Here is a 26554-nt window from a genome sequence, read left to right as displayed (position 1 = left end):
GTGACCACTCCGCTCCGCTTCGGACTCATCGGCACCGGCCGCATCGGCCAGGTGCACGCCGCGAACATCGCGGCCGACCCCGAGGCCACCCTCGCCTGGGTCTGCGACCCGTTCGTCGAGGGCGCCGAGGCCGTCTCGGCACGCCACGGCGGCACCGTGACGACCGACGCCGCCGCGATGTTCGCGTCGGGCGAGATCGACGCCGTCCTCATCGCCTCGCCCACCGCGACCCACGTGGACCTGCTCGGGGCGGCACTCGACGCCGGCGTCCCCGCGCTGTGCGAGAAGCCGATCGACCTCGACATCGCGCGGGTCGACGCCCTGCTGCCGCGCGTCGAGTCGTCGGGCGTCCCCGTCGCCCTGGGCTTCAACCGCCGCTTCGACCCCGCGTTCGCCGCCGCGCAGGCCCGCGTGGCGGCCGGCGAGATCGGCGCACTCGAGCAGCTGTCGATCGTCAGTCGTGACCCGGCGGCCCCGCCGGCCGCGTACGTGGGGGTCTCGGGCGGCATCTTCCGCGACATGACCATCCACGACTTCGACATGGCCCGGTTCTTCCTGCCGGACATCGTCGAGGTGACGGCCACCGGCACGACCCTCTTCGACCCGGGCGCCCGCGAACACGACGACCACGACACCGCGATGGTGACGCTCCGCTCGGCCTCGGGGGCCCTGGTCTCGATCACGAACTCGCGGCACAGCGCCGTGGGCTACGACCAGCGGCTCGAGGCCTTCGGCGCCGAGGGCTCCCTGCAGGTGTCGAACGCGCTCACCAGCCTCGTGAGCGTCTCCACGGCCTCCCAGGTCGAGGCGAAGCCGCCGTACCAGGACTTCTTCCTCGAGCGGTACGCCGCGGCCTACGTCGCCGAGCTGCGCGCGTTCATCCGGCTGGCCCGGGGCGAGGAGTCCGCGAGCCCGACCTTCGCCGACGGTCGGGCGGCGCTCGTCCTCGCCGACGCCGCCGCCCGCTCGGCGGTCGAGCGCGTCTCCGTCGCCGTCGAACTCTGAGCAGGCCATGACCTTCCGGCTGGCGGCCTGCGCCGAGATGCTGTTCCGCGAGCTGCCCGTCGTCGACCGCGTCCGGCGCCTGCACGAGCTCGGCTTCGAGGTCGAGATCTGGGACTGGTCCACGAAGGACCTCCCCGCGCTCGCGGCCACCGGCGCGACGTTCTCGTCGATGACCGGCTACCTCGCGGGCGACCTGACGACGACCGACGGCATCGCCGACCTGCTCCGCACGGCCGAGCTCTCCCTCGCCGCGGCCGAGGTCGTCGACTCGCCGCGGCTCAACCTGCACGGCACCGGCCTCGACCCGGACGGGCTCCCGGTGCGACCGGGCGAGGCCGTGACGCCCGGCGACCGCGAGCGGGCGCTCGAGACCCTCGCCCGCCTGGCACGGCTCGGCGAGCGCCACGGCCGCGTCTTCACGCTCGAGAACCTGAACACGGCGGTCGACCACCCGGGCACGCCCTTCGCCCGGGCCGACGACACCCTCGCGCTCGTGAGCGCCGTCGACAGCCCGGGCCTGCGCCTCAACCTCGACCTGTACCACGCGCAGATCGGCGAGGGGAACCTCGTCGAGCTGCTGCGGCGGGCGCTGCCCTGGGTCGGCGAGATCCAGGTCGCGGACGTGCCGGGGCGCTTCGAGCCGGGCACGGGCGAGATCCGGTACCCCGCGATCGCGGCCGAGCTGCGGACGCTCGGGTACGAGGGCGTCGTGGGCCTCGAGGCCTGGCCCTCCGTCGACTCCGACACGGCGCTCGAACGCTTCCGCGCCTCCTTCGCCTGACGCCGCCCGCGGCGGACCGGACCCCGGGAGGCGCGGGTCCGGCCGTGCGGGCCGGCCCGCCCCCGGCCCGGCGGGGCAGGCACCTCGGGTCGGAGGCCGTCCGGGTCAGAGGTCGTACGTGGTGGGCCCTTCGACGCGGCCGACGGCCTCCCATGCGCGGGCCCGGTCGCTGCGGACGGCCGCCTCGACGATCTCGGCCGCCGACCAGGCGTCGGCGGCGGACGGCGCGAGCTGCCGACCCTCGAGCACCGACCGGAGGAACAACTGGGCCTCGATCGTCTTGAGGTCGTCGAAGCCCATGCTCGTGCCGGCGCCCGGCTGGAACCGGGCGAAGTCGCCGAAGCCGGGCTGGGCCATGACGGTGCGGTAACCGGTCGTGTCGTCGGCCACCTGCAGCTCGTTCAGCCGCTGGAAGTCCCAGCGCAGCGAGCCCTTCGTCCCGTAGACCTCGAGCGCGTACTCCGCGCGCGGCCCGATCGCCACGCGGCTCGACTCGAGCACGACCACCGCGCCCGTGTCGAACCGGCCGAGCACGGCGGCGTAGTCCTCGTTCTCGACCTCTCCGGTCGCCCCGCCCTCGGCGCCCTTGCTGAAGTGGCCCGCCGAGCCCGAGCCCGGCAGCGGACGCTCGCGGATGAACGTCTCGGTGAGGCCGGTCACGGACTCGATGCGCCCGACCACGAACTGGGCCAGGTCCGCCCCGTGCGACAGCAGGTCGCCCAGCACGCCCGACCCGGCCCGGTCACGACGGAACCGCCAGGTCAGGGCTCCGAGCGGATCGGCCGAGTAGTCGGCCAGCAGGCTCACCCGCACGTTGGTCACGGTGCCGAGGGCGCCCGAGCGGACGAGCTCCCGGGCCCGGGCGACGGCGGGTGCGTGGCGGTAGTTGAAGCCGACCGAGGTGACGACGCCGGCGTCGGCGGCGGCGCGGGCGATCTCGGACGACTCGGCGGCCGACCGGCCCATCGGCTTCTCGATCCAGAAGGGCTTGCCCGCGGCGGCCGCGGCGAGGGCCACCTCGTGGTGCAGGAAGTTCGGCGCGCAGATCGACACGACGTCGACCTCGGGGTCGGCGACCACCTCGCGGTAATCTCCGGTGGTGCGGCGGTAGCCGAGCACCGTCTCGGCGCTCCGTCGTGCATCGGCATCCGTGTCGGCGGCGGACACCAGGTCCACGCGGACCGGCAGCTCGGGATAGTGCTCCGCGACCGCGCGGTACGCCCGCGAGTGGAGCCGCCCCATCCATCCGAGCGAGACGAGACCCACTCCTACGCGATCCGGTGTCGACATGGTTCTCCTGACGTCGTCGGCGGGCCCCGGTCGAGCGGGGTCGGAACGAGCCTAGCCCAATGACAGAATGTATTGACAATCATGCACCCCTCGCACATACTCGGAGCCGACATCGACGTCACCCCGGACCGTCCTCCGCGACGAGATCCGCATCGAAGGGACTTTCAATGAAGAAGCGATTCCTCGCCGGCCTCGGCCTCGCTGCGGCGACCGGGTTCCTCCTCGCCGGCTGCTCGGGAACGGGCCAGGAGACGGCCAGCCCGGACACCGGAGGCGGCGACCTCACGTTCGCCGTCGTCACCCACTCCGGCCCCGGCGACGCCTTCTGGGACCGCGTGAAGTCGGGGGCCGAGACGGCCGGGTCGGACTACGACGCCACCGTCACCTACAACTCCGACGCCGACCCCGCGAAGCAGTCGCAGCTCATCGACAACGCGGTGGCGCAGAAGGTCGACGGCATCGTCGTCTCGATGGCCAACCCCGACGGCGTCGAGGACAGCGTCAAGAAGGCCGTCGCCGCGGGCATCCCCGTCGTCACCATCAACTCGGGCATCGAGCGCTCCGCCGAGTTCGGTGCGCTGACCCACATCGGCCAGAGCGAGACCGTCGCCGGCGAGGCCGTCGGCACCGAGCTCGCCGACGCCGGCCTGACCAACGCGCTCTGCGTCATCCAGGAGGCCGGCAACGTCGGGCTCGAGGACCGCTGCTCCGCCGCCGCCAAGACGTTCGGGGGGACGATGACGAACCTCCAGGTCGACGGCACGAACGACGCCGACGTGAAGGCGACCATCAAGTCGAAGCTGCAGGCCGACCCGTCCATCGACGGCGTCCTGACCCTCGGCGGCCAGTACGCCATCGACGCGGTCGGGGCGGTCGAGGAGTCCGGCAGCTCGGCGAAGGTCGGCACCTTCGACCTGTCCGAGGACGTCGTGTCCGACGTCGAGAACGGCTCCATCCTCTTCGCCGTCGACCAGCAGCCCTACGTCCAGGGGTTCCTGGGCGTCACGGCGCTCGAGCTGTACGTCACCAACGGCAACGTCATCGGCGGCGGCCAGCCGGTCTACTCCGGCCCGGCCTTCGTCACCAAGGACAACGCGGCCCAGGTCGCCGAGTTCGCCGCCAACGGCACGCGCTAGGCATCCCCGGGGGCCGGCGCGACGCGCAGCCGGCCCCCTTCCTCCCCCGACCCAGGAGTCACCGTTGACGACCACAGACATCGTGACGATCGCGACGAGGCCACGCCTCGAGCGGCGTCCCCTCCGCAAGATCCTCGCCCGCCCCGAGACGGGCGCCTTCGTCGCCGCGCTCGCGGTGCTCCTCTTCTTCTCGCTGTACACCCCGCAGTTCCTGAGCTTCGCCGGGGCCGGCGTCTGGCTCGAGTCGGCCTCGACGTTCGGCATCATGGCCGTCGCGGTGGCCGTGCTCATGATCGGCGGCGAGTTCGACCTCTCCGCCGGCGTCATGACCGGCTTCTCGGCGTTGATCGTGGGCATCCTCACGACGCACTACGGCCTCAACATCTGGGTCGCGGTCGTCGTGTCGCTCGTGGTCTGCCTCGGCGTCGGCGCCGTCAACGGGGTCCTCGTCATGAAGACGGGCCTGCCGAGCTTCATCGTGACCCTCGGCACGTTCTTCGCCCTCGCGGGCATCGACCTCGCCGTCACCAAGATCATCACCGGCCAGGTCGCCATCCAGGGCATGACGAAGGTCCCGTCCTACGACTCGATCCAGCCGCTGTTCGGCGCGTCGGTGCAGATCGGCGGAGGCACCTTCTACGTCTCGGTCCTCTGGTGGTTCGTCGTCGCCGCGGTGGCCACCTGGATCCTGCTGCGCACCCGTGCCGGCAACTGGATCTTCGCCGTCGGCGGGGCCCTGAACTCGTCCCGCCAGGTCGGCGTCCCCGTCTTCAAGACCAAGGTCGGCCTCTTCATGGGCACGGCCGGCGCCGCCTGGCTGGTCGGCATGATCTCGCTCTTCCGCACCTCGACGGTGCAGGCCAACACCGGGGTGGGCCAGGAGTTCATCTACATCATCTGCGCCGTCGTCGGCGGTTGCCTCATGACGGGCGGGTACGGCTCGGCGATCGGCGCCGCCCTCGGCGCGCTGATCTACGGCATGGTCTTCCAGGGCATCACCTTCGCCCAGTGGGACACCAACTGGCTGCGGACGGTCCTCGGCGCCATGCTGCTCGCCGCGGTGCTGCTGAACAACTTCGTCAGGACACGAGCAGGAGGCGCGCGATGAGCACCGAGACCACCACCGACCGCACGGACGCGCGTCCCGTGCCGCCGCGTGCCGCCGTCGGCACGACGATCGTCGAGGTCCGCGACATCGGCAAGAGCTACGGGGCCGTCAACGCCCTCTCCGGGGTCTCGACGACGGTCGCCGCCGGCCAGGTCACCTGCGTGCTCGGCGACAACGGCGCCGGCAAGTCCACCTTCATCAAGATGCTCGCCGGTGCCCACACCCCGAGCGAGGGCGAGCTGCTGCTCGACGGCGAGCCCGTCACCTTCGCCTCGCCGAGGGCCGCCCTGGGCGCCGGGATCGCGACGGTCTACCAGGACCTGGCCGTCGTGCCGCTCATGCCCGTCTGGCGCAACTTCTTCCTCGGCTCCGAGATGACGACCGGGGCCGGTCCGTTCCGTCGCCTCGACGTCAAGGCGATGAAGCAGATCACCTTCGAGGAGCTCGCCCGCATGGGCATCGACCTCCGCGACGTCGACCAACCGATCGGCACGCTGTCGGGAGGCGAGCGCCAGTGCGTCGCCATCGCCCGCGCCGTCTACTTCGGGGCCCGCGTGCTCATCCTCGACGAGCCGACGGCCGCCCTCGGCGTGAAGCAGTCCGGCGTCGTGCTCAAGTACATCGCGCGCTCGCGCGACGAGGGCCTCGGCGTCGTCTTCATCACGCACAACCCCCACCACGCGTACCCGGTGGGCGACCGGTTCCTGCTGCTGAACCGCGGCACGAGCCTCGGCAACTTCGAGAAGAGCGAGATCACCCTGCCCGAGCTGACCGCGCTGATGGCCGGCGGCGCCGAGCTGGACTCCCTCGCCCACGAGCTCGAACGCGAGATGCCCGGTTCGCCCGTGGCTCGCGAGATGGCGGCCGAGGCCTCCGAGACCGTGCCCGAGGCCGTGCGGCCCCGCGAGGGCTGACGCCAGACGCCTGCCGATCCCCCGCTGTGGAAGGATGGAGGACCACCGATCGAGAGCGGACACGATGCCTCAGGACGAGCAGCTGCTGCCCCCGGACTTCTTCCTCGGGCTCGATCGCTCCGGCCCGGTGCCGCTCTACTACCAGGTGTCCAACCTGCTCGAGGAGGCCATCCACGACGAGACGCTCCCCGCCGGGGCGCGCCTCGAGAACGAGGTGGCCCTCAGCGCCCGGCTCGGGCTCTCTCGCCCGACCATCCGGCGGGCCATCCAAGAGCTCGTCGACAAGGGCCTGCTCGTGCGTCGACGGGGCATCGGCACCCAGGTCGTCCACGGTCGCGTCACCCGCAACGTCGAGCTGACGAGCCTCTACGAAGACCTCGAACGCACCGGGCAGAAGCCCGAGACGTTGCTGCTCTCGTCGTCGGTCGAGGGTGCCGACGACAAGACGGCCGAGGCCCTCGGCGTCGAGGTCGACAGCCCCACGCTCCACCTCGTGCGCCTGCGCTCGGCCGACGGCGTGCCCCTGGCCATCCTCGACAACGTGCTGCCCGAGCCGTTCGTCGACCTCGACATGGCGTCGCTCGACACGCACGGGCTGTACCAGCTGCTGCGTGGCCGCGGGGTGACGATGCGGGTCGCGAAGCAACGCATCGGGGCGCGTTCGGCCACGGCCTCCGAGGCCCGCCTGCTCGACCTGCCCAAGAGCGCGGCCGTCCTCACCATGGGCCGCACGGCCTTCGACAACTCCGGGCGTGCCGTCGAGCACGGGCAGCACTGCTACCGGCCCGACCTGTACTCGTTCGAGATCACGCTCGTCGAGCGCTGACGCGCTGACTCGCGGGCGCGGGCACGGGCGCGGGCCGCGGGCCGCGGGCCGCGGGCCGTGCCGCCGGCGCGGCCCCGGCGGCCCCGGCGCGTCAGCCCAGCAGCGGGCGGCGCGAGGCCGACCGCGCGACGTAGCCGTCGCGAGCCTGACGCGTTCCGGGCAGCGTCGACACCTCGGCGACCGGCACGTCCCACCAGCCCTCGCCGTCGGGCGCGTAGAGCAACGGGTCGCTCTGCACGTGGATGAGCGTGGTGGTCTCGGACGCCTTCGCGGCCGCCACGGCCCTGCGCAGGTCGGCCACCGCCTCCGGACCCGCGGCGACCTCGATGGTCTCGACGCCGTAGCTGCGGGCGTTGGCGGCCAGGTCGACGGGCAGGGTCGCCCCGCCGGCATCGCGGTACCGCGTGCCGAAGCGCTCGGAGCCGACCGTCTCGGAGAGGTGCCCGATCGACGCGTAGCCGTGGTTCTGGATCAGCACGACGACGATCTTGAGGCCCTCTGCGACCGCGGTCACGAGCTCGGTGTGCAGCATGAGGTACGAGCCGTCGCCGACCATGACGATGACGTCGCGGTCGGGGGCCGCGCGCCGGACGCCGAGGCCGCCGGCGATCTCGTAGCCCATGCACGAGAAGGCGTACTCGACGTGGTAGCCGAGGGCGTCGCGCACACGCCAGAGCTTGTGCAGGTCGCCCGGCAGCGAACCCGCGGCCTGGACGACGACGTCGCGGGGGTCGGAGGCGGCCTGCACGGCGCCGATGATCTCGGCCTGACCCGGCAGGGCGAGCCCCGAGGGCTCGAAGGCGCGGTCGACGACGGCGTCCCATCCGGCCTTCTCGGCCGAGGCCCGCTCGACCCACGCGGCCGGTGCACGCCAGTCGGCGAGCTCGGCGCGCAGGGCGTCGAGGGCCTCGCGGGCGTCCGCGACGAGGGGCAGCTGCGTGCCGTGCTTGTACGCGTCGACCGAGGCGACGTTGACGTTCACGAACTGCACGCCCTCGGCCTGGAAGGCGGTCCGGCTCGCCGTGGTGAAGTCCGACCAGCGCGTGCCGACGCCGACGACCACGTCGGCCTCGGCCGCGAGGCGGTTCGCCGCGGTGCTGCCGGTCGCGCCGACGGCACCGAGGTAGCCGGGCTGGTCCCAGACCAGCGAGCCGCCGCCGGCCTGCGTGGTGCCGACCGGGATGCCGGTCAGCTCGACGAGCGCGCGCAACGACTCCTCGGCCCCCGAGTACAGGACGCCGCCTCCGGCCACGACGATCGGCGCCTTCGCCGCCCGGATCGCGGCGACCGCGCGCTCGAGCGGACCGCGCTCGGGCACGGGTCGGCGCACGTGCCACTCACGCGGCGCGAGGAACTCGGCGGGCACGTCGAGCGCCTCGGCCTGCACGTCCTCGGGCAGGGCGATCGTCACGGCGCCCGTCTCGGCGGGGTCGGTCAGCACGCGCATCGCGGCGAGTGCGATCGAGAACAGCTTCTCGGGGCGGTCGACCCGGTCGAAGAACCGCGACAGGGGCCGGAACGCGTCGGTGACCTGCACGCTCGGGTCGTGCGGCAGCTCGATCTGCTGCAGCACCGGGTCGGCGACGCGGGTCGCGAAGGTGTCGCTCGGCAGCAGCAGGGCGGGCAGGCGGTTCGCGGTCGCCAGCGCGGCACCGGTCAGCATGTTGGCCGCCCCGGGACCCACGGAGGCGGTGCTCGCGAAGGTGCCGCGGCGTCGCCTCGTGCGCGCGTAGCCGACGGCCTGGTGCACCATCGCCTGCTCGTTCCGGGCCTGGTGGTACGGCATGAGACCCGGCTGCTCGACCTCGAGCTGCTGCAGCGCCTGGCCGATCCCGGCCACGTTGCCGTGGCCGAAGATGCCGAACGTGCCGGCGACGGTCCGCTCGCGGTGGTCGCCGTCGACCGTCCACTGGTTCGCGAGGAACTCGATCAGCGCCTGCGCGACCGTCATCCGCCTGGTGGTGCCCATGTCGTCGTGTCCTGTCGTCGGTGCGGCTCCGTCGCCGCGGGTGGTCGTCGTGGGGGGCTCGTCGTGCGGTGGTCGTCGCTCGGAGCTCGTCGTGCGGTGGTCGTCGTGCGGTGGTCGTCAGGATCGGCGCTCGTAGGGGAGGCGCGGGTCGACGTCCTGCGCCTCCCACGTCGCGCGTATCCACCCGTGGGCCGGGTCGTCCGAGATGTGCCAGACCCGCTCGGGGTCGGGCCCGGCCATGACGTTGAGGTAGTACAGGTCGTAGCCGGGGGCCGCGACGCACGGGCCGTGCCAGCCGTGGGGCAGCAGCACGACGTCGCCGGTGCGCACCTCGGCGAGCACGTCGATCTCGCCCGCCGGCGACGAGTAGGCACGGACGAGGCCGAACGGGTCCGCCTGCGGTGGGGCGTCGACGCCCCTCGTGACCGCCGTCTCGAAGTAGTAGACCTCCTCGAGTCGCGACTCCTGCCCCTCGTGCCGCTCGTCGTGCTTGTGCGGCGGCCAGCTCGACCAGTTCTCGGCCGGGGTCACGACCTCGCAGACGATGAACCGGCCGGCGTCGAGCGCCTGGGGCGTGCCGAAGTTGTGCACCTGGCGGCTGGAGCGACCCGCCCCGCGCAGCTCGACGGGCACCTCGTCGCGCCGCACGTGGCGGCTGGGGTGCACCTCGTCGGTGGGCGCCTCGGCCACCGCCACCCGCCCCTCCCCCTCGATCGTCGCGGAGGCGCCGGTCGAGAGGTAGAGGACGTCGCTGGGGCCGTCGAAGACCGAGGCCCGTCCGGCCAGGTGCGTGGTCTCGAGGGGACCCGAGACCCGGTGCGCGACCGTGAACGACCCCGACAAGGGGACGACGAGGCGTTCGACGCCGGCGGCGGGCAGCGAGAGCCCGTCCCCCGGCCCGAGCTCGGCGACCCGCAGCCCGGTGTGCTGCCAGCCCTCGAGCTCGTCGTCGACGACGGTCTCCCAGTCGCCGCGCGTCAGCGTGCCCTTCGGGAACACCCGCTCGTCGTGCGTGGTCATGTCTCTCCTGCTCGTCGTGGGACCGGTCGGCTCCGGCGGCCTCAGTTCTGCGGGAACCCGAGGTCGACGCCGCCGTGCGAGGGGTCGAGCCACCGTGAGGTGATCGCCTTCTGCTGGGTGAAGAAGCGGACTCCCTCGGCCCCGTGGGCCTTGGTGTCGCCGAACAGCGAGTCCTTCCAGCCGCCGAACGAGAACGTGGCGACGGGCACCGGGATCGGCACGTTGATGCCGATCATCCCGACCTGCACCTCGTTCTGGAACCGCCGCGCCGCGCCTCCGTCGTTCGTGAAGATCGCCGTGCCGTTGCCGAACGCGCCGTCGTTGATCAGGGCGACGCCCTCGTCGTACGAGGCGACGCGGACGATCGAGAGGACGGGCCCGAAGATCTCGTCCGTGTAGGCCCGCGAGGTGGTCGGCACCCTGTCGAGCAGGGTCGGCCCGAGCCAGAAGCCCGCGGCGTCGCCGTCGACCTCGATGCCGCGGCCGTCGATGACGACCTCGGCGCCGTCCTCCTCGGCGATCGCGATGTACGAGGCGACCTTGTCGCGGTGCTGCTCGGTGACGAGCGGACCCATGTCGCAGCCGCGACGGCCGTCGCCGATGCGCAGCGTCGACGCGCGGTCCTGGATCTTCGTGATGAGTGCGTCCGCCACCGGCTCCACGGCGACGACGACGGAGATCGCCATGCAGCGTTCGCCCGCCGAGCCGAACCCGGCGTTGATCGCGGAGTCGGCGACGAGGTCGAGGTCGGCGTCGGGCAGCACCAGCATGTGGTTCTTGGCGCCGCCGAGGGCCTGCACGCGCTTGTGGTTCGCGGTGCCCGTCTCGGAGACGTACCGGGCGATCGGGGTGGAGCCGACGAACGAGACGGCGCGGACGGCCGGGTGCGTGAGCAGCCCGTCGACGGCCTGCTTGTCACCGTTGAGCACCGTGAAGACGCCGTCGGGCAGCCCGGCCTCGGCCCAGAGGGCGGCGAGCCAGAGCGCGGCGGAGGGGTCTTTCTCCGACGGCTTGAGGACGACCGTGTTGCCGGCCGCGATGGCGATGGGGAAGAACCACATCGGCACCATCGCGGGGAAGTTGAACGGCGAGACGATGCCGACGACGCCGAGCGGCTGCTTGGTCGAGTAGACGTCGACGCCCGTCGACACCTGCTCGGAGTACTCGCCCTTGAGGTGGTGCGCGAGGCCGGTCGCGAACTCGACCACCTCTTGGCCGCGGGTGATCTCGCCGAGTGCGTCGGAGACGACCTTGCCGTGCTCGGAGGTGATGATCTCGGCGAGTTCGTCCTTCTTCGCCTCGAGCAGCTCGCGGAACTTGAAGAGGATCTGCTGACGCTTGGCCAGCGAGAGGTCGCGCCAGGCGGGGAAGGCGGCCTGGGCCGAGGCGATCGCCGCCTCGATCTCGGCGTCGTCGGCGAGGGCGACGTGCTTCGTCACGACGCCGAGCGCCGGGTCGTAGACGGGGGCCGTGCGGCCCGAGCTCGACGGCGACTCGCGACCGTCGATCCAGTGCGGCACGACGGGCAGGTCGGCGGCGGGGGGTTTCGTCGAGGCGTCAGACATGGTCCTGCTTCTCTCCTTCGAGGGATCGGCCGTGCACGAGCGCGGCGGCGGTGTCGACCGCGGCGACCACGTCGCCGTCGGGCGGGTAGAGCAGCGTGCGGCCCACGACCAGGCCGCGGACGCCCGGGAGCGCGAGCGCGGCCTCCCACGACGCGTACGTCTCGTCGGGACGGCCCGACGGATCGCCGCCGAGCAGGAGGGTCGGCAGCGTCGTCGACGCCATCACCCGCTCCATCTCGGGCACGACGGGGAGCTTCAGCCACGACCAGGCGGACGTGGCGCCGAGGCCCGCGGCGATGGCGACCGAGGTGACCACCGCCTCCGGGGTGAGGTCGTTCTCGACGACGCCGTCGACCCAGCGGCTGAGGAACGGCTCGAGCATGATCGGCACCCGGGCCGCCGCGGCGGCGTCGACCGCCCGGGCCGTCGCCTCGAGGGTGGCCGCGGTCGCGGCGTCGCCGAGGTTGACCCGGATCAGCAGCTTGGCGAAGTCGATGCCCGACGCCACGATGCTCGGCACGTCGTAGCCGGTGAACCGGTCGTCCATCTCGAACGAGGCGCCCTTGAGGCCGCCGCGGTTCATCGACCCCACCACGACCTTGCCCTCGAGGGCGCCCAGCAGGGCGAGGTCCTCGATGACGTCGGGCGTGCCGAGCACGCCGTCCACCCCCGGTCGCGAGAGGGCGGTGACGAGGCGGGTGAGCATCTCGTAGCGGTCGGCCATCGCCGCGGGGTCGCCGCGGACGCCGAGCGCCCCGCGTGCCGGGTGGTCGGCCGCGACGACGAAGAGGCGGCCGTCGTCGGCGAGGAGCGGCCGACGCGCCCGGTCGCGCACGCGGGGCAGCACGGTCTGCGGGGCGAAGGTGCGCACGTGCCGCAGCGTCTCGAAGTCGAGCGGGCGGGGTGCCGTGGCGACCACGGGGACGTCAGGCGTCGACACGGGCGATGCTCCTCACGATCTGGTCGACCTCGTCGGTCGTGGGCATGGCGGTCGAGCACTCGCGTCGGCCGGCGACGATCGCCCCGGCGACGTTGGCGAAGCGGAGGACGTCCCGGAGCGACCAGTCCTGCAGCAGGCCGTGGCAGAGGGCGCCGCCGAAGCCGTCGCCCGCACCGAGGCCGTTGACGACCTCGACGGCGTGGGGCGGCACCTCGACGGTCTCGTCGCGGGTCTTGGCGAGCACGCCGCGCGGTCCCTGCTTCACGACCGCCAGGTCGAGACCGCGGTCGAGCAGGGCGTCGGCGGCGCGGTGGGGGTCGGTCTCGTCGACGGCGACCTCGCACTCCTCGCGGTTGCCGACGGCCACGCTGACGTGCTCGAGCGCGAGCGACACCTCGCGCCGGGCGTCGTCGGGCGACGACCAGAACATCGGCCGGTAGTCGAGGTCGAGCACGGTGAGCGGCCTCCGCCCCCGCGCCTGCCACGCCGCGTGGTGGGCCGTCCGGCTCGGGTCCTCGGACAGGCCCGTGACGGTGGCCCAGAAGATGCGGGCGTCGGTGATCGCGTCGAGGTCGAGCTCGTCGGCGTGGACGACCATGTCGGGGGCCTTGGGCGCCCGGTAGAAGTAGAGGGGGAAGTCGTCGGGCGGGAAGATCTCGCAGAACGTGACCGGGGTGTTCAGGTCGGGCACCGTGCGGACGAACCGGGTCGAGACGCCGAGGCGCTCGAGCTCGCCCGTCACGAAGCGGCCGAAGGGGTCGTCGCCGGTGCGGGTGACGATCGCGGTGCGGAGGCCGTGGCGCGCGGCGGCGACGGTGACGTTCGCCGCGCTGCCACCGAGGTACTTGCCGAACGTCTCGACGGCCTCGAGGCCGACGCCGTCCTGCAGCGGGTAGAGGTCGACGCCCGAACGCCCGATGGTGACGAGGTCGAGGGGAGCCGCCGTCGCGGAAGCTGTGGTGTCGGTCATACGTCGCTGTACAACTCTCTGGTCGTGTCGATCGGGCCCGCCCTGTCACGACGCCCATGTGCTTACATATGAACATAGCGCACGGGTGACGAGAAGTCACGGCCGGTGGTCGGACGACCGGCGTCAGGGCGCGACCGGCGCCTCCTCGTCGGCCGCGACGTCCTTCTGCACGGCGAACTGCGTCCGGTGCAGCTCTTCGTACCGGCCGGCCGCGGCCAGCAGCTCGTCGTGCGTGCCCCGCTCGACGATCGAGCCGTCCTCGACCACCAGGATCAGGTCCGCGCTGCGGATGGTCGAGAGGCGGTGGGCGATCACCATCGCCGTCCGCCCGTCGAGCGCCTCGCTGAGCGCCGCCTGCACGGCGGCCTCCGAGGTCGAGTCCAGCGCCGCCGTCGCCTCGTCGAGGATCACGACGCGCGGCTGGGCGAGCAGGAGGCGCGCGATGGTCATCCGCTGGCGCTCGCCTCCCGAGAGCCGGTAGCCACGTTCGCCCACCATCGTGTCGAGCTGGTCCGGCAGCGACCGGATCAACGGCTCGAGCCGCGCGCGGCGGACGGCGTCCCACACCTCGTCCTCCGTCGCCTCCGGCCGGGCGAGGCGGAGGTTGCTCAGGATGGTCTCGTGGAACAGGTGGCCGTCCTGCGTCACCATGCCCAGGGTGTCGCGCATCGACGCGAAGGTCACGTCACGGACGTCCGCCCCGGCGAGGCGGACGGCTCCGCCGTCGACGTCGTACAGGCGCGAGAGCAGCTGCGCGATGGTGGACTTGCCCGCACCGGACGTGCCCACCAGGGCGACGGTCTGCCCCGGCTCGATCCGGAACGACACGCCGTGCAGGACCTCCTCGCCGCCGCGGGTGTCGAGGGTGGAGACCTCCTCGAGCGAGGCGAGGGACACCTTGTCGGCGGACGGGTAGGCGAAGCGGACGTCGTCGAACTCGACGCTCACCGGGCCGTCGGGGACGAGGGTGGCGTCGGGCTTCTCCTGGATGAGGGGTTCGAGGTCGAGCACCTCGAAGACGCGCTCGAAGCTGACCACCGCGCTCATGATCTCGACGCGGGCGCTCGCGAGGCCGGTCAGCGGCACGTAGAGGCGGGTGAGGAGCAGGGCCAGCGTGACGACCTCGCCGGTGTCGAGCTGGCCGGCGAGCGCGAGGGCACCGCCGAGCCCGTAGACGAGGGCGAGGGCGAGGGCGGAGACGAGCGTCAGGGCGGTGACGAAGACGAACTGCAGGAGCGCGCTGCGGACGCCGATGTCGCGTACGCGGGCGGCGCGGACGCGGAACTCCTCGGCCTCCTCGTCGGGACGGCCGAACAGCTTGACGAGGGTGGCGCCGGGTGCCGAGAAGCGCTCGGTCATCTGCGTGCTCATCGCCGAGTTGTGGTCGGCGGCCTCGCGCCGCAACGCGGCGAGACGACTGCCCATGCGCCGCGCCGGCACCAGGAAGACGGGCAGCATGACCACGGCGAGCACCGTCACGAGCCACGACGTGCTGAGCATGACGACCAGCGTGAGGACGAGGGCCACGACGTTGGTGACCACGCCCGACAGGGTGCCGCTGAAGGCCTGCTGGGCGCCGATCACGTCGTTGTTGAGGCGGCTCACGAGGGCGCCCGTCCGGGTGCGCGTGAAGAACGCGATCGGCATCTTCTGCACGTGGTCGAACACGGCCGTGCGGAGGTCGAGGATGACGCCCTCGCCGATGCGCGCCGAGTACCAGCGCGTGGCGAGCGAGACGCCGGCGTCGGCCACGGCCACGACGGCGATGAGCAGGGCGAGCCGGACGATCGCCCCGACCTCGCCCCGCGCGACGATGACGTCGACGACCCGACCGGCGAGCACCGGCGTCGCGACGGCGAGGAACGCCCCCACGACCGAGAGGCCGATGAAGACGACCAGCTTCGACCGGTAGGGCACGGCGAACGTCATGATCCGCCGCACGGACTCGCGCGAGATGCCGTGCTTCCCGTCCCTCGCGGACGAGATCTTGTACAGCGAGCTCCAGGCCGCGCCTTCCATGCTCATGGCGGTTCCTTCCGTCGGTACCAGGCCCAACCTAGACGGCTGGACGACCCGGGCCCGCCGTTCTCCGCAGGAACCGCAGGAGGCGCGGTGCCGGGACGTCCGACACCGCGCCTCCTCGGGTGTTCGGTCAGGGGACGATGACGGCCCGGCCGCGGACGGTGCCGGCGGCGAGCGCCTCGTACGCCTTCGGGCCGTCGTCGAGCGAGTAGCGCTGCGTGGCGACCTCGACCTGGCCGGCCCGGGCGAGGTCGAGGACCTCGATCAGCTCGCTGCGGCTGCCCCAGTAGGGGATGCGCACGGCGACGTCGAAGGCCACCGTGCCGAAGCCGACCTCGACGGTGCCGCCGCCGATGCCGACGATCGTCACGTCGGCGTCCGGCGCCGCGACCGCGACGGCCGTGGCCATCGTCGGCTGCGCCCCGACGAAGTCGAAGACGGCCTGGACGCCGAGGCCGCCGGTGATCTCGCGGATCGCGTCGGCGGCGTGCTCGTCGCTGATCACGGTGTGGTGCGCGCCGACGTGCTCCGCCAGCTCGAGCTTCTCGTCCGACACGTCGAGGGCGATGATCTGCGCGCCCGACAGCGCCCGCAGGATCTGGATGCCCACGTGCCCGAGGCCGCCGGTGCCGATGACGACGGCGTACGTGCCGGCCCCGAGCTTCGGCAGCGACGTCTTGATCGCGTGGTACGGCGTCAGGCCGGCGTCGGTGAGCGAGACGTTCTCGACCGGGTCGAGGTCGCCGAGCGGCACGAGGTGGCGGGGGTCGTCGACGATCATGTACTCGGCCATCGAGCCGGGCGCGCCGAGCCCGGGGGGCTTGATGCCCTCGGCGGCGGCGTTGACGCAGTAGTTCTCCTTGCCCTGGGCGCACTGGTGGCACCGACCGCAGCCCCACGGGCCGTAGACGGCGACCGCGTCGCCGACCTGCAGGTGCTCGACGCCCTCGCCGAGCTCGGCGACGACGCCGGCGCCCTCGTGCCCGAGCGTGAGCGGCAGCGGGTAGCCCTGCGCTGTGTAGTCCTCTTCGCTGAGGCCCATGACGTACTCGTCGGAGTGGCAGACGCCGGCCGCCGTGACCTTCAGCAGCACCTGCCCGGGGCCGGGCGACGGCTTCTCGATCTCGACGACTTCGGGGTGCTGACCGACGGTGGTGTACTGGAGTGCCTTCATGCCGCGCAGGCTACGCCGGGCGGCTGGAAGGCGATCGACAGGTGTCGTCCAGCCGACGCGGACGGGGCGGCGGACGGACGTGCACGGGGCGGCCCGCCCACGAGGACGGCACGGCGCGCCCACGAGGACGGGTCGACGTCGTCGGGGACGACGGTGGTCGGCCCTACGATCGTCGGCATGGCACACCTGCACCGGGCCGGCATGGACCCCAGCAAGATCGCACTGCTCGACGCCTGGGTGCCGACCCAGCCGTGGTTCGAGGGCCCGGCGCCGTCCCCGGGCGACGGGGGGCTGCGCAACGTCGCCGCCTTCCGGTTCGACGACCCGGCGGGCGAGGTCGGCGTCGAGACGATCATCGTGGCCACGCCCGACGGAGTGCAGCTGCAGGTGCCCCTGACCTACCGCGCGGCCCCGCTGGCCGGCGCCGACGCCCACCTGGTCGGCACGACGCAGCACACGGTGCTCGGCGAGCGGTGGGTGTACGACGGCACGGCCGACCCGGTCTGGGCCGCGGCCCTCGCGACGGCGGTCCTGACCGGCGGCACGCAGGCCGAGGCCTGGTTCGAGGTCGACGGCGTCCGAGAGGTGCGCGAGCCGAACTCGACCGTCGTCGGCAGCGGCAGCCCCGGTGCCCCCGTGCCCGACGTCGACCGCGTGACGGTCGACCAGGTCGAGGGCCGCACGGTCGTCACCGGCGCGGCGCTGCGCATCGTCGTCGCCCGCGTGCTCGGCCGCCACGGCGCCGGCGCCCTCGCCTCGACCGGTGGCCACACCGGCGACCACGGCGTCGAGGTGCTGACCGGCACCTGGACGGGTCACGACCAGCCCGAGACCCTCGCGGTCGTCCTCACGGCCTGACGACCCGGCTGGGGCGCGGTGCCGGCGTGCGGGAGGGCCGGGTGGTGAGGGGCGCCGGGACGCGACCCGCGCCTCCTCGTCTCGTCCCCAGGCGGTCGCCGGGTGACGGGACGGTGAACGATCGTGCACGGAGCCCCGCCCGGCGGCACGGTGCCGCTACGGTGGCCCGATGACGGCGACCGACACCACCCCGACGACCGCGACCACCGCCCCCGGCACGCCCCTCCCGGGCACGGCCTCGCCGGCCGTCCGGGCGCCGATGACGAGCGCGACGGGCTCCGTGCTCGCGACGCCGCCGACCGCCGAGCTGCACCTGCACGTCGAGGGCACGCTCGAGCCCGAACTGGTCTTCGCCCTCGCCGAGCGCAACGACGTCGACCTGCCGTTCGCCTCGGTCGACGAGCTGCGTGCCGCGTACTCGTTCGGCTCGCTGCAGGAGTTCCTCGACCTGTACTACGCCTGCACGGCCGTGCTGCAGACCGAGCAGGACTTCCACGACCTCGCCTGGGCCTACCTCGAGCGGGCCCACGCGCAGGGGTTGCGACACGTCGAGATGTTCTTCGACCCGCAGGCGCACACCTCTCGCGACGTCGACGTCGACGAGGTGGTCGACGGCCTCACGCGCGCGCTCGGTGAGGCCCGTGAGCGGTTCGGCATCACCGGCGGGCTGATCCTGTGCTTCTTGCGGCACCTGCCGGTGGGCGACGCGGCCGCGACCCTCGAGTCCGTCGCGCACCGCGCCTCCGACCTGGTCGGGGTCGGGCTCGACTCGTCCGAGGTGGGGTTCCCGCCCGCGGCGTTCGCCCGCGTCTTCGACCGCGCCCGGGCACTCGGCCTGCACGTCGTCGCCCACGCCGGCGAAGAGGGGCCGCCCGCGTACGTGACCGACGCCCTCGACCTGCTGCACGTCGAACGCGTCGACCACGGCGTGCGCAGCCTCGAGGACGACGCCCTCGTCGCCCGCCTGGTTGCCGAGCGGGTGCCGCTGACCGTGTGCCCGCTGTCGAACCTGCGGCTCGCGGTGGTGTCCGACCTGGCCGAGCACCCGCTGCCCCGCATGCTCGAGGCCGGGCTGCTCGTGACGGTCAACAGCGACGACCCCGCGTACTTCGGCGGCTACGTCGGCGACAACTACCAGGCGCTGCGCGACGTGCTCGGGCTCGACGACGACGCGCTCGCCCTGCTGGCCGAGAACTCGGTCGAGGCGTCGTTCGCCGACGCGGGTCGCAAGGCCGAGCTCGTCGCCGAGGTGCGGGCCTGGCGCGAGGCGCGGCGCGCGGCCTGAGGTGCGGGTGCGGGCTCGGGTGCGGGTGCGGGCTCGGGCTCCGGCTCCGGCTGACGCGCGCGTGCCGGTTCGGGGCACCCCACCAAGCGGCACTGAAACCCTGCCTAGGCGGGTCGCTCAGCGCCGAACACGAGGGTCCCGGCCCGACCACCGCCCGTGCGGCACCCACCACCCCGCCAAGCGGCGCTCGACCCCTGCCTAGGCACGTCGCTCAGCGCCGGACGCGAGGGTCCCGGCCCGACCACCGCCCGTGCGGCACCCACCACCCCGCCAAGCGGTGCTCGACCCCTGCCTAGGCAAGGCGCCCAGCGCCGGATGCGAGGGTCCGGGCTCGACTAGAGCGTGCGGCCGGCGTTCGCGTCGAGCCAGGCCTTGGGGTCGACCTGGGTCGAGCCGCCCAGCAGCACCTCGAAGTGCAGGTGTTCGCCGGTCGCGACCCCGCTGCGGCCGACCTTGCCGACCAGTTCGCCCACCGCGACCGTCTGGCCCGCGACGAGCGGGCTCGAGCCGACCTGCATGTGCGCGTACAGGGTGCTGACGCGCTGCCCGTCGATCACGTGGTCGATGACCGCGTACTGACCGAACTGGCCGTGCATGCCCGAGGTGCGCACGACGCCGGCGGCGACGGCTCCGATCGGGGTGCCTCCGCCCGGGGTCATGTCGAGGCCCATGTGCATGCTCGAGCAGGCCGCGCACGGAGCCGTCCGGGGGCCGAAGCCCGAGCTCAGCACGACGGTGCCCGCGAAGGGCCACCGGATGTCGCCGGTGCCCGAGTTCACGATGGTGCCGGCACCCGAGGAGGCGCGGGGCGAGTTCGACCCTCCCGCGAGGGCCTGCGAGGTGACGACGGGCTCGGGCTCGGGCGGCGGAGGCGGCGGGGGCGCGTCGGTCACCCCGAAGGCGTCGCGCTCGGACACGGTCAGCACGACGAGCGACGCCGCGAGCGTCTGGGTCGGCATCGGCGCGGCACCGGCGGTCGGGATGTTCGACCCGCCCAGATCGCTGGCCGAGGCGGGAGTGAGGTTGGACGTGAAGAAGAGCATCACGGCGCAGGCTCCGAGCACGGGCAGCGTCGCCGCCCGCACGCGGGACGCGACGGTGCGCAGACCCGATCGACGCGGGGTGCCGCTCGACCCGCCACGCGGCTTCGGGCGGGAGTTCGTGCTCGGGCTCTTGCTCTCGCGCGGGCTCTCGCTCGGGCTCTTGCTCGGGCTCTTGCTCGGGCTCTTGCTCGCGCTCGCGCTCGCGCTCGCGCTCTTGCTCGGGCTCGGGCTCGGGCTCGGGCTCGGGCGAGTGTCGACGGCGACGCGGGCCCGGCGCAGCAGGGCCGGCACGGCCGTCCGAGGACGTCGCACGACGGTCGCCTCACCGCCCGGCGTCGCGGACGTGGGCGTGGGCGCAGCCGTCGCCGTCGCCGTCGCCGTCGCCGACGACTCTCGGACCCGGGTGCTCGTGGGTTCGTCGTGCGGAGCCGGGTTCTTCGCGGCCTCGGCAGCAGGTGCCGGCGAGGGAGCCGCTGCGGCGGCGGCGCGCTCGCGGGCCAGGGCCTCGCGGCGGGTGAGCGGCGGGTCGGACGCCGGAGGCATCGCCGCCTCGGACGTCGTCGCCAGGGGCGTCAGGGCCGACGGCCCGGCAGCCGAGGGCGTCGCGTCGGCGGGCGTCGCGTCGGCGGGCGTCGCGTCGGCGGGCGTCGCGTCGGCGGGCGTCGCGTCGGCGGGCGTCGCGTCGGCGGGCGTCGCGCCTCCGGGCGGGGTCGAGGGGTCGGTCATGAGCGCTTCCAGGGGCGGACGGCGCTTCGACTCACGGTTCTCCTCGACGGGGCGGACCGAGCGAGTCTACGATCCGAGCCGCCCGCTGACCAGGGGTGGAGGTGATCTTTCACGGACTGCACCCTTCGTGGTCGTCCGGCACCGCGCCTCCTGACCGGGGCCGCTCGCCGTGATGCGGGCGACGCTACGCACCGATCGGCACGGCGGTCACACCCAGAACGCGGCACAGGCAGGAGGGTCGCGACCCCTCCTCGCGGGGGTTCCGCCGGTCGCGGGGCACCCCCTACCCTCGGGCCGTGACCTTCGTGCTGGCTGCCCTGCCCCTCCTGCTGATCGTGGGGGCGCTCGTCGACATCGTCACCCGCCCCGAGGGCGACGTGCGTCACCTGCCCAAGGCGTTGTGGATCATGATCGTGCTGTTCCTGCCGCTGATCGGCAGCATCGTCTGGTTCGCCGCCGGCCGCGAGTACGGTCGGCGGGTCGAACAGATCGGTCCGCGCGACCAGAGCCGCTACCACGAGGCCGCGGCCCGCACGCTCGACCACCGCGTGCGCACGACCGAGCAGCAGCTCGCCGACCTCGACCGCGAGGCCGAGCACTACGAGAGACTCGCCCGCCTCGCGAGGCTCGAGGCCGAGGTCGAGCAGCGCCGGGCGACGACCGGCGACGACGTCCCCGCCTGACCGGCACCGCGCCTCCCCGGCCGGCGTCCCGCACCGCGACCGGCGGGCGTCCGGCGTGAGGCGCGCCATCGGCCGTGAACCCGGTTTCGAGCGACGAACCCGATCGCTCGTGGGTTCTCCTTTCGAAGGCGGGTTCATCGCGCTTCGGGTCGGGACGGGCGGGACGGGACGGACAGGACAGGACAGGGCGGGAGGCGCGGGGCGGCCGGGCACGCGCCGCTAGGCTCGCGGGATGGTCACCGTCGTGCTCCCCTGGCGTCCGCAGCCGAGCCGGATCGCCGCGTTCGAGGTCGTCCGCGACTGGTACGCCGAGGCGCTGCCCGAGGCCGACGTCCGCACGATCGACTCGCCCGACCCGGTGTTCAACCTGGCGCAGTGCCGCAACCTGGGGGTCGCCGCCCTGGCCGACGACGAGGTCGCCGTCATCGGAGACGCCGACACCCTGCCGCAACGCGAACCGCTGCTCGCGGCGATCGAGGCGGCCCGCACGAGCGGCCGGGTGCACCTGCCCTACACCGAGTACCACTGGCTGGGACGCGACGGCACCGCGCAGGCGGCCGCGGGCACGCCCCTCGAACGGTGCGACTTCGAGCTCGTCCGCGGGGCCTGCTCGGGGGTCTACGTGACCCGCGCCTCCTCGTGGCGGGCCCACGGCGGGCAGGACGAGCGCTTCCGCGGCTGGGGCTTCGAGGACGCCGCCTGGCACCTCGCCCACACCACCCTGCTCGGCGAGGCCCCGCGACGCCACGAGGGCATGGTCTTCGCCCTGCACCACCAGGCCGAGGTGCGCGAGGGGCCGCAGTACGACGCCAACGCCGCGCTGATGCAGCGCTACCGCGACGCGTCGGTCAGTGCCGAGAGCATGCGCGAGTTCATCTTCGGGGTCTAGGGCGGTCCTCCGCACCGCCTGCTGCTGGGCGGACACCGACCCGCACCTCCCGCCCACTCGACGGTCCGGGCGGGCGGCGTCGGGCGCCCCGATCGCCGAGGACGAAGACGCAGCCGCAGCCGAGGCCGCGGCCGCAGCCGAGGAGGCGCGGGCCGGTCCGGTCAATCGCGTCCGGTGAGTGCCGCGTGGGCCCGTGCCCTCCCGGGCGTCTCGCGCAGCGACGACGCCAGCCCGGCCAGGCGTGCGGCCGCACCGGGGTCGCGCGTCGGCAGGTCGAGCACGTGCCGCAGCGCCTCGACCAGCTCGTCCACGGTCGCCGTGTTCGGGGCGAGCGCCACGCCGACGCCGGTGCGCTCGAGGGCCGCGGCCCCGGCGAACTGATCCGTCGAGAACGGCAGGACGACGACGGGCACGCCCGCGGTCATCGCCTCGGTGACGCTGTTGTTGCCTCCGTGCGTGACGGCCGCGGCCGCCGCGTCGAGCAGGGTCACCTGCGGCAGGAACTCCCGGACGAGCCAGTCGGCCGGCACCTCGCCCAGGTCGGCGCGGGCCCCGGAACCGAGCGCGATCGCCGCCCGCACCCCGACCCGCCGCAGCGCCTCGGCCACGCGCCCGAGCACGTCGGACCGCACCGACAGGAAGCTGCCGAAGCTGACGTAGACGAACGGGGCGGGGTGGGGTGCGGCCAGCCAGGCGGCGACCTCGGCGTCGACCGGTTCGGCGCGGACGGCCGACCCGAGCCAGACGTGCGGCGGCAGCAGGGCTTCGCGGGCGGGATCGACGAGCTCGCCCGGGTAGTTGTAGAGGAGCAGGTCGCCGTGCTCGCCGAACGCACTCGTCGACGGGGGCAGGTGCGGAGCGAGCTCGGCCAGCGCGGCGTTCCACTCGGCGGTGAACGACGCGTCGACCTGCTCGCAGAGCTCGCGCAGGCCCGCGATGCCCGACGGGGCCGGCCCGGACGCGGGCCCGGGCCCGGGCGCAGACCCGGCGGCAGGTCGCACCACGTTCGCGTCGTCGAACCACCCCGGAGCGTGGTTCGACGACGCGACGGTGGTGCGACCTCCGGCGGGCGGGGCACCCGGGCCCGCAGCACCCGCTGCGCCGGTGTCCGCAGCACCGGCGCCGGAACCAGCGCCGAACGCGACCGGCCACTCGGACGGGCAACCGTAGACCTCGTCGCCCACGGGCAGCGCCGTCGGGTGCCCGAGCACGACGTCGGCGAAGGGCACGCCGCCGGCCACGAGGGCGAGCCGGGCGCTGAACGCGAGGTGGTCCACGACGATCTGGTCGGGCTGCACCGAGGCGACCACGTCGAGCACCGCGCGGGCCGTCGTGACGGGCTGCCACATGAGGTCGGTGAGGCGTTCGCGCGCCTGGTACGAGAGCGTCTCGACCATGCCGAGGCGGGTGGCGTCGAAGAAGCCGCGCAGCGACGCGTCCTCGTCGGCCACCTGCTCCTCCGCCCGGATGACGCCGGGGTTCGAGCCGCGCCCGAGCTGCAGGTGGACGCGCTCGAAGCCGAACGACTCGACGATGGCGGCGGTCGCGGGCCCGGTCGCGACGACGACGCGCTCGCCACGGTCGCGCCACTCGGTGGCGAGGGTCGCGAGCGGCAGCAGGTGCGAGGCGTAGTCGGGACTGATCACGAGCAGGGTCATCGGGCGCTCACGCTCCACTCGCGCTGCTCGAGCTCGTCGTGGTGCACCGTGTCGTAGACGCCGGTCAGCGACCGCGCCATGGCCTGGATCGTGAAGGACCGCTCGACGGTGTCGCGCGACCGGGCCGCGCGCGCCTCCGTGGTCTCGGCCGCGGCCGCGGTCAGGGCCTCGCCCATGGCCTGGCGGAGGGCGTCGACGTCCCAGGTGCGGGTGAGCCAGCCGGTGTCGCCCTGGCGCACGTAGGTCGACGGGCCGCCGCCCTGCGGCGCGACGACGAGCAGGCCGGTGCCCATGGCCTCGAGCAGGGCGATGCCGAACTCCTCCTTGAGGCTGCCGCAGACGTAGACGCCGCGAGGGGCCACCAGCCCGGGCAGGCCGAAGCGGGCCGCGGCGACCCAGCGGGCGACGGTGTCGTTCGGTCGGTGGCCGGGCAGCAGCAGTCCGGAGGCGCGGTGCCGGCCCGCCGGGACGATCGCGTCGATCAGGTCGAGCTGTTCACGCTCGTCGGCGCTGGGGTGCTCGAGGTCGCCGCCGATCAGCAGCAGGTTCGCGCGGTCGCGCAGCGGAGGCAGGTCGGCTCCGGCGCCGCCCGCGGCATCCGACGCCCCTCCCCCGCCGGGTCCGCCGGCCCCTCCGACCCCGCCGACCCCGCCGGTCTCGCCGCCGGCCCAGGCCTCGACGATCGTGGCCATGCCCTTCACCCGGTGCAGGCGGCCGACGCTGACGAGCAGCGGCAGGCCGCGGCGCTCGGGCGGCAGCGTCTCGAGCAGGGCGCACAGCTCGGCGATCGGCGGGGTCGCCGGGCGTCCGGCGGCGTGCTCGGCGGCCTCGGCGACCGAGCGGTCGACCACGTCGAGGTCGATGCCCTCGGGCACGATCGTGTGCCGCTCGGGGTGCGAGGTGACGTCGATGCCGACCAGTTCGCGCATGTCGCGCTCGAGTTCGGGCCGGGGGAAGAGCACGGTGTGCGAGGCGTTCGAGGCGAGCTGTTGCACGAGTCGCGTGCGGAACCAGAAGTGCTCGACCTCGTCGACGTCGCCGAAGGTCTCGCGGGTCAGGGCGCCCGACAGGTCGAGCGACTGGATGACGGCGTGCGGGTCGGGCGCGACCGTGAACACGACGGGGATGTCGAGCTCGCGTGCCACGTCGGCCGCCGCGAGGCTGCCCACGTCGGCCATCCGCAGGTGCAGCAGGTCGACGCCGCCCGCGGCGCGCAGCACCCGGCGGATGCCCCGGCGGGCCGCGACCCGCAACGGCCACGCGGTCGCCGACGAGACGGGGTCGCTGAGCAGCGGCACCCGCCCGTACACGTGCCCGGAGGCGCGGGTCGCCAGGTCGTGGACGCTCGCGACGGCCGCTCCGGCCGAACCGCGCGAGAGGGTGACGACGCGATCGACGCTGCGTCCGCCGGGGACGTCGGCCGCGCCTCCTGCGCCGAGGCCGGCGAGCGCGGCGCGGGCTCCCCGCGCGGCGACGTCGTCACCGGGGCCGGCCGACACCGAGGAGGCGCCCGGACCGTCGGCCGCGGAGGGCGCCACGGCGAGGGCGTCGCCGAGTCGGACGAGCAGCGTCGCGATGCCGCCGTTGTCGCCGCTGCCGGCATGGGTGAGCCCGGCGTCGATGTCGGCGTGCAGGAAGAGCTGGGCGACGGTGAGGCCCTCGCGTCCGGCCGGATCGGTGCCGTCGAGCTCGGGGTCGAGTCCGCGGTCGCGGCGGCGGTCGCCGTCGGGCACCTCGTCGGGGGCCGACAGGTCGATCACCGAGAGGCGGGCGACGTCGCCCAGGTAGCCGTCGTGGCGGGCGAGCTCGTGGACCGCGGCCGCCACGCCCTGGTCGCCTCGACGCTGCCCGAGGGCGGACACGGCGGCGACGCGGACGTGCTCGTCCTCGCCCTCGTCGCGGGCGATCGTCAGCAGCGGACGCGAGGCGAGGCGGGCCCGGACGAGGCCGAGCGTCTCGACCAGGCGGTACCGGGCGTCGGGTTCGCGGACGCCGATGAGCGTGCCCTCGAGCGCGACGCCGACCACGGCCGGGGCGGACGACGACCACTGCTCGAGCGTGCGCTGCGCGACCATGCCCGTGAACCCGCCCGCGACGACGAGGCCGATCAGGCGGCCCACCGTGTCGTGGCGGGGCAGGCGCTGGCTGAGCGCCGACGCGGCGTGCTCGCGCAGGAAGGTGCGGTCGCTCGACAGCAGGTCGCTCAGCACGACGTCGGCCTGCTCGTCGAAGACCTGGGCGAGGGCGTTCGTGGCGGCGATGGCGACGAGCTGGTCGTCGCTCTCGAGGGCGCCGCGCAGCACCCGGATCGTCCGGGCCCCGCCCGTGCGGGCCGCGTCGAGGGCGAGGTCGTCGGCCAGGCGCATCGAGTCGACCAGGCGGTCGGCCTCGTGGATCGCGTCGAGCGAGGTCTGGATGCCCATGACGGTGCCTCTCGGTGGTGCGGTGCGGTGCGGTGTCGTGCGGTGGGGTCCCGTGCGGTGCGGTGGGGTCTCGGGCCGGCGCGCGGGGTCGGCCCCGGAGCCCGGGCCTGAGGGAGCCTATCGCCGCCCGGTGGCCGGTCGGTGCGGGATCGGCGCGGGGCCGGTGCGGGCCGGTTCGCGCCATGACGCCGCCGAGTGGACACCGCACCACGGCAAGGCGCGGTGCGGTGTCCACTCGGCGGTGTACTCGCCGGTGCGCTCGGCGCCGC

At 73.8% G+C, this 26554-nt stretch carries 21 protein-coding genes; 10 read left to right on the top strand and 11 right to left on the bottom strand.

The annotated features are described in order from the left end of the window. Together iolG and AC3CCI_RS08040 are read left to right on the top strand one after the other, a co-directional pair. A complete protein-coding gene (gene iolG / locus AC3CCI_RS08045) occupies window positions 1-1005 on the top strand; it encodes an inositol 2-dehydrogenase (RefSeq protein WP_488626802.1) in 1005 nt (334 codons plus the stop codon). 7 nt (window positions 1006-1012) lie between these two features. Beyond that, window positions 1013-1786 (top strand): TIM barrel protein, encoded by a 774-nt coding sequence (locus AC3CCI_RS08040; RefSeq protein WP_488626801.1) that lies wholly within the window; start codon window positions 1013-1015, stop codon window positions 1784-1786. A gap of 105 nt (window positions 1787-1891) precedes the next feature. On the opposite strand, the gene AC3CCI_RS08035 is transcribed toward AC3CCI_RS08040, so the two are convergent. Continuing rightward, window positions 1892-3076 (bottom strand): Gfo/Idh/MocA family protein, encoded by a 1185-nt coding sequence (locus tag AC3CCI_RS08035; RefSeq protein WP_488626800.1) that lies wholly within the window; start codon window positions 3074-3076, stop codon window positions 1892-1894. Between the two features lie 167 nt (window positions 3077-3243). Between AC3CCI_RS08035 and AC3CCI_RS08030 the strand changes: the two genes are divergently transcribed. The 4 genes from AC3CCI_RS08030 to AC3CCI_RS08015 all read left to right on the top strand — a co-directional run bounded on the left by AC3CCI_RS08030 (window position 3244) and on the right by AC3CCI_RS08015 (window position 7060). Continuing rightward, the gene (locus tag AC3CCI_RS08030) at window positions 3244-4212 is read left to right on the top strand and encodes a sugar ABC transporter substrate-binding protein (protein WP_354595378.1); all 969 of its coding nucleotides are present in this window, start codon (window positions 3244-3246) and stop codon (window positions 4210-4212) included. Window positions 4213-4276: 64 nt separating this feature from the next. Further along, the gene (locus tag AC3CCI_RS08025) at window positions 4277-5320 is read left to right on the top strand and encodes an ABC transporter permease (RefSeq protein WP_354595379.1); all 1044 of its coding nucleotides are present in this window, start codon (window positions 4277-4279) and stop codon (window positions 5318-5320) included. Next, window positions 5317-6234 (top strand): ATP-binding cassette domain-containing protein, encoded by a 918-nt coding sequence (locus AC3CCI_RS08020; RefSeq protein ID WP_488626799.1) that lies wholly within the window; start codon window positions 5317-5319, stop codon window positions 6232-6234. Before AC3CCI_RS08025 ends, AC3CCI_RS08020 begins: the two co-directional genes overlap by 4 nt. Window positions 6235-6298: 64 nt before the next feature. Continuing rightward, on the top strand, window positions 6299-7060 hold the full coding sequence (locus AC3CCI_RS08015) for a GntR family transcriptional regulator (RefSeq protein ID WP_354595381.1): 762 nt from the start codon (window positions 6299-6301) through the stop codon (window positions 7058-7060). A 91-nt stretch (window positions 7061-7151) separates the two neighbouring features. Here AC3CCI_RS08015 and iolD read toward each other — a convergent pair whose 3' ends face one another. The 7 genes from iolD to AC3CCI_RS07980 form a co-directional block, all read right to left on the bottom strand. Continuing rightward, window positions 7152-9029 (bottom strand): 3D-(3,5/4)-trihydroxycyclohexane-1,2-dione acylhydrolase (decyclizing), encoded by a 1878-nt coding sequence (iolD, locus tag AC3CCI_RS08010; RefSeq protein WP_354595382.1) that lies wholly within the window; start codon window positions 9027-9029, stop codon window positions 7152-7154. Window positions 9030-9146: 117 nt separating this feature from the next. After that, a complete protein-coding gene (gene iolB, locus AC3CCI_RS08005; RefSeq protein WP_488626798.1) occupies window positions 9147-10049 on the bottom strand; it encodes a 5-deoxy-glucuronate isomerase in 903 nt (300 codons plus the stop codon). A gap of 41 nt (window positions 10050-10090) precedes the next feature. After that, on the bottom strand, window positions 10091-11614 hold the full coding sequence (locus AC3CCI_RS08000) for a CoA-acylating methylmalonate-semialdehyde dehydrogenase (RefSeq protein WP_488626797.1): 1524 nt from the start codon (window positions 11612-11614) through the stop codon (window positions 10091-10093). Continuing rightward, the gene (locus AC3CCI_RS07995; RefSeq protein ID WP_354595393.1) at window positions 11607-12461 is read right to left on the bottom strand and encodes a Cgl0159 family (beta/alpha)8-fold protein; all 855 of its coding nucleotides are present in this window, start codon (window positions 12459-12461) and stop codon (window positions 11607-11609) included. The genes AC3CCI_RS08000 and AC3CCI_RS07995 overlap by 8 nt, the downstream gene beginning before the upstream one ends. A gap of 79 nt (window positions 12462-12540) precedes the next feature. Next, window positions 12541-13524 (bottom strand): 5-dehydro-2-deoxygluconokinase, encoded by a 984-nt coding sequence (gene iolC, locus AC3CCI_RS07990; RefSeq protein ID WP_488626796.1) that lies wholly within the window; start codon window positions 13522-13524, stop codon window positions 12541-12543. A 123-nt stretch (window positions 13525-13647) separates the two neighbouring features. Then, window positions 13648-15549 (bottom strand): ABC transporter ATP-binding protein, encoded by a 1902-nt coding sequence (locus AC3CCI_RS07985; protein WP_488626795.1) that lies wholly within the window; start codon window positions 15547-15549, stop codon window positions 13648-13650. 127 nt (window positions 15550-15676) lie between these two features. Next, window positions 15677-16720, bottom strand: a complete 1044-nt coding sequence (locus AC3CCI_RS07980) for an NAD(P)-dependent alcohol dehydrogenase (RefSeq protein ID WP_488626794.1) — start codon at window positions 16718-16720, stop codon at window positions 15677-15679. Between the two features lie 177 nt (window positions 16721-16897). On the opposite strand from AC3CCI_RS07980, the gene AC3CCI_RS07975 reads away from it, so the two are divergent. Next, window positions 16898-17578, top strand: coding sequence for a CG0192-related protein (locus AC3CCI_RS07975; RefSeq protein ID WP_488626793.1), 681 nt, complete (start codon window positions 16898-16900; stop codon window positions 17576-17578). A 259-nt stretch (window positions 17579-17837) separates the two neighbouring features. Continuing rightward, window positions 17838-18863 carry an adenosine deaminase gene (locus AC3CCI_RS07970; protein ID WP_354595394.1) on the top strand — a complete coding sequence of 342 codons (1026 nt, stop codon included), beginning with the start codon at window positions 17838-17840 and terminating at the stop codon, window positions 18861-18863. Window positions 18864-19198: 335 nt separating this feature from the next. Here AC3CCI_RS07970 and AC3CCI_RS07965 read toward each other — a convergent pair whose 3' ends face one another. Then, window positions 19199-20632, bottom strand: coding sequence for a M23 family metallopeptidase (locus AC3CCI_RS07965; protein ID WP_488626792.1), 1434 nt, complete (start codon window positions 20630-20632; stop codon window positions 19199-19201). Between the two features lie 296 nt (window positions 20633-20928). On the opposite strand from AC3CCI_RS07965, the gene AC3CCI_RS07960 reads away from it, so the two are divergent. Both AC3CCI_RS07960 and AC3CCI_RS07955 read left to right on the top strand, forming a co-directional pair. Beyond that, entirely contained in the window at window positions 20929-21315 is a 387-nt protein-coding gene (locus tag AC3CCI_RS07960; RefSeq protein ID WP_354595390.1) for a PLDc N-terminal domain-containing protein, read from the top strand. Window positions 21316-21547: 232 nt separating this feature from the next. After that, a complete protein-coding gene (locus tag AC3CCI_RS07955; protein WP_488626791.1) occupies window positions 21548-22204 on the top strand; it encodes a hypothetical protein in 657 nt (218 codons plus the stop codon). A 161-nt stretch (window positions 22205-22365) separates the two neighbouring features. Here AC3CCI_RS07955 and AC3CCI_RS07950 read toward each other — a convergent pair whose 3' ends face one another. Beyond that, the gene (locus AC3CCI_RS07950; protein ID WP_488626790.1) at window positions 22366-23862 is read right to left on the bottom strand and encodes a glycosyltransferase; all 1497 of its coding nucleotides are present in this window, start codon (window positions 23860-23862) and stop codon (window positions 22366-22368) included. After that, the gene (locus AC3CCI_RS07945; RefSeq protein ID WP_488626789.1) at window positions 23859-26285 is read right to left on the bottom strand and encodes a glycosyltransferase; all 2427 of its coding nucleotides are present in this window, start codon (window positions 26283-26285) and stop codon (window positions 23859-23861) included. Before AC3CCI_RS07945 ends, AC3CCI_RS07950 begins: the two co-directional genes overlap by 4 nt. Window positions 26286-26554 lie beyond the last annotated feature (269 nt).

This window comes from Frigoribacterium sp. CF331 (assembly GCF_057787905.1).
The sequence above is the reverse complement of the archived record's forward strand: the minus strand, read 5'-3'. Positions and strand labels throughout refer to the sequence as shown.

Bases quoted from the DNA above. Each gene is read 5' to 3' on its own strand.
- iolD (WP_354595382.1), bottom strand. From the start codon at position 9,029: ATGGGCACCACCAGGCGGATGACGGTCGCGCAGGCGCTGATCGAGTTC.
- AC3CCI_RS08030 (WP_354595378.1), top strand. From the start codon at position 3,244: ATGAAGAAGCGATTCCTCGCCGGCCTCGGCCTCGCTGCGGCGACCGGG.
- AC3CCI_RS08000 (WP_488626797.1), bottom strand. From the start codon at position 11,614: ATGTCTGACGCCTCGACGAAACCCCCCGCCGCCGACCTGCCCGTCGTG.
- AC3CCI_RS07975 (WP_488626793.1), top strand. From the start codon at position 16,898: ATGGCACACCTGCACCGGGCCGGCATGGACCCCAGCAAGATCGCACTG.
- iolC (WP_488626796.1), bottom strand. From the start codon at position 13,524: ATGACCGACACCACAGCTTCCGCGACGGCGGCTCCCCTCGACCTCGTC.
- AC3CCI_RS07980 (WP_488626794.1), bottom strand. From the start codon at position 16,720: ATGAAGGCACTCCAGTACACCACCGTCGGTCAGCACCCCGAAGTCGTC.
- AC3CCI_RS07970 (WP_354595394.1), top strand. From the start codon at position 17,838: ATGACGAGCGCGACGGGCTCCGTGCTCGCGACGCCGCCGACCGCCGAG.
- AC3CCI_RS07945 (WP_488626789.1), bottom strand. From the start codon at position 26,285: ATGGGCATCCAGACCTCGCTCGACGCGATCCACGAGGCCGACCGCCTG.
- AC3CCI_RS07955 (WP_488626791.1), top strand. From the start codon at position 21,548: ATGGTCACCGTCGTGCTCCCCTGGCGTCCGCAGCCGAGCCGGATCGCC.
- AC3CCI_RS07950 (WP_488626790.1), bottom strand. From the start codon at position 23,862: ATGACCCTGCTCGTGATCAGTCCCGACTACGCCTCGCACCTGCTGCCG.
- AC3CCI_RS08020 (WP_488626799.1), top strand. From the start codon at position 5,317: ATGAGCACCGAGACCACCACCGACCGCACGGACGCGCGTCCCGTGCCG.
- AC3CCI_RS08035 (WP_488626800.1), bottom strand. From the start codon at position 3,076: ATGTCGACACCGGATCGCGTAGGAGTGGGTCTCGTCTCGCTCGGATGG.
- AC3CCI_RS08040 (WP_488626801.1), top strand. From the start codon at position 1,013: ATGACCTTCCGGCTGGCGGCCTGCGCCGAGATGCTGTTCCGCGAGCTG.
- AC3CCI_RS07965 (WP_488626792.1), bottom strand. From the start codon at position 20,632: ATGACCGACCCCTCGACCCCGCCCGGAGGCGCGACGCCCGCCGACGCG.
- AC3CCI_RS07985 (WP_488626795.1), bottom strand. From the start codon at position 15,549: ATGAGCATGGAAGGCGCGGCCTGGAGCTCGCTGTACAAGATCTCGTCC.
- iolB (WP_488626798.1), bottom strand. From the start codon at position 10,049: ATGACCACGCACGACGAGCGGGTGTTCCCGAAGGGCACGCTGACGCGC.
- AC3CCI_RS08015 (WP_354595381.1), top strand. From the start codon at position 6,299: ATGCCTCAGGACGAGCAGCTGCTGCCCCCGGACTTCTTCCTCGGGCTC.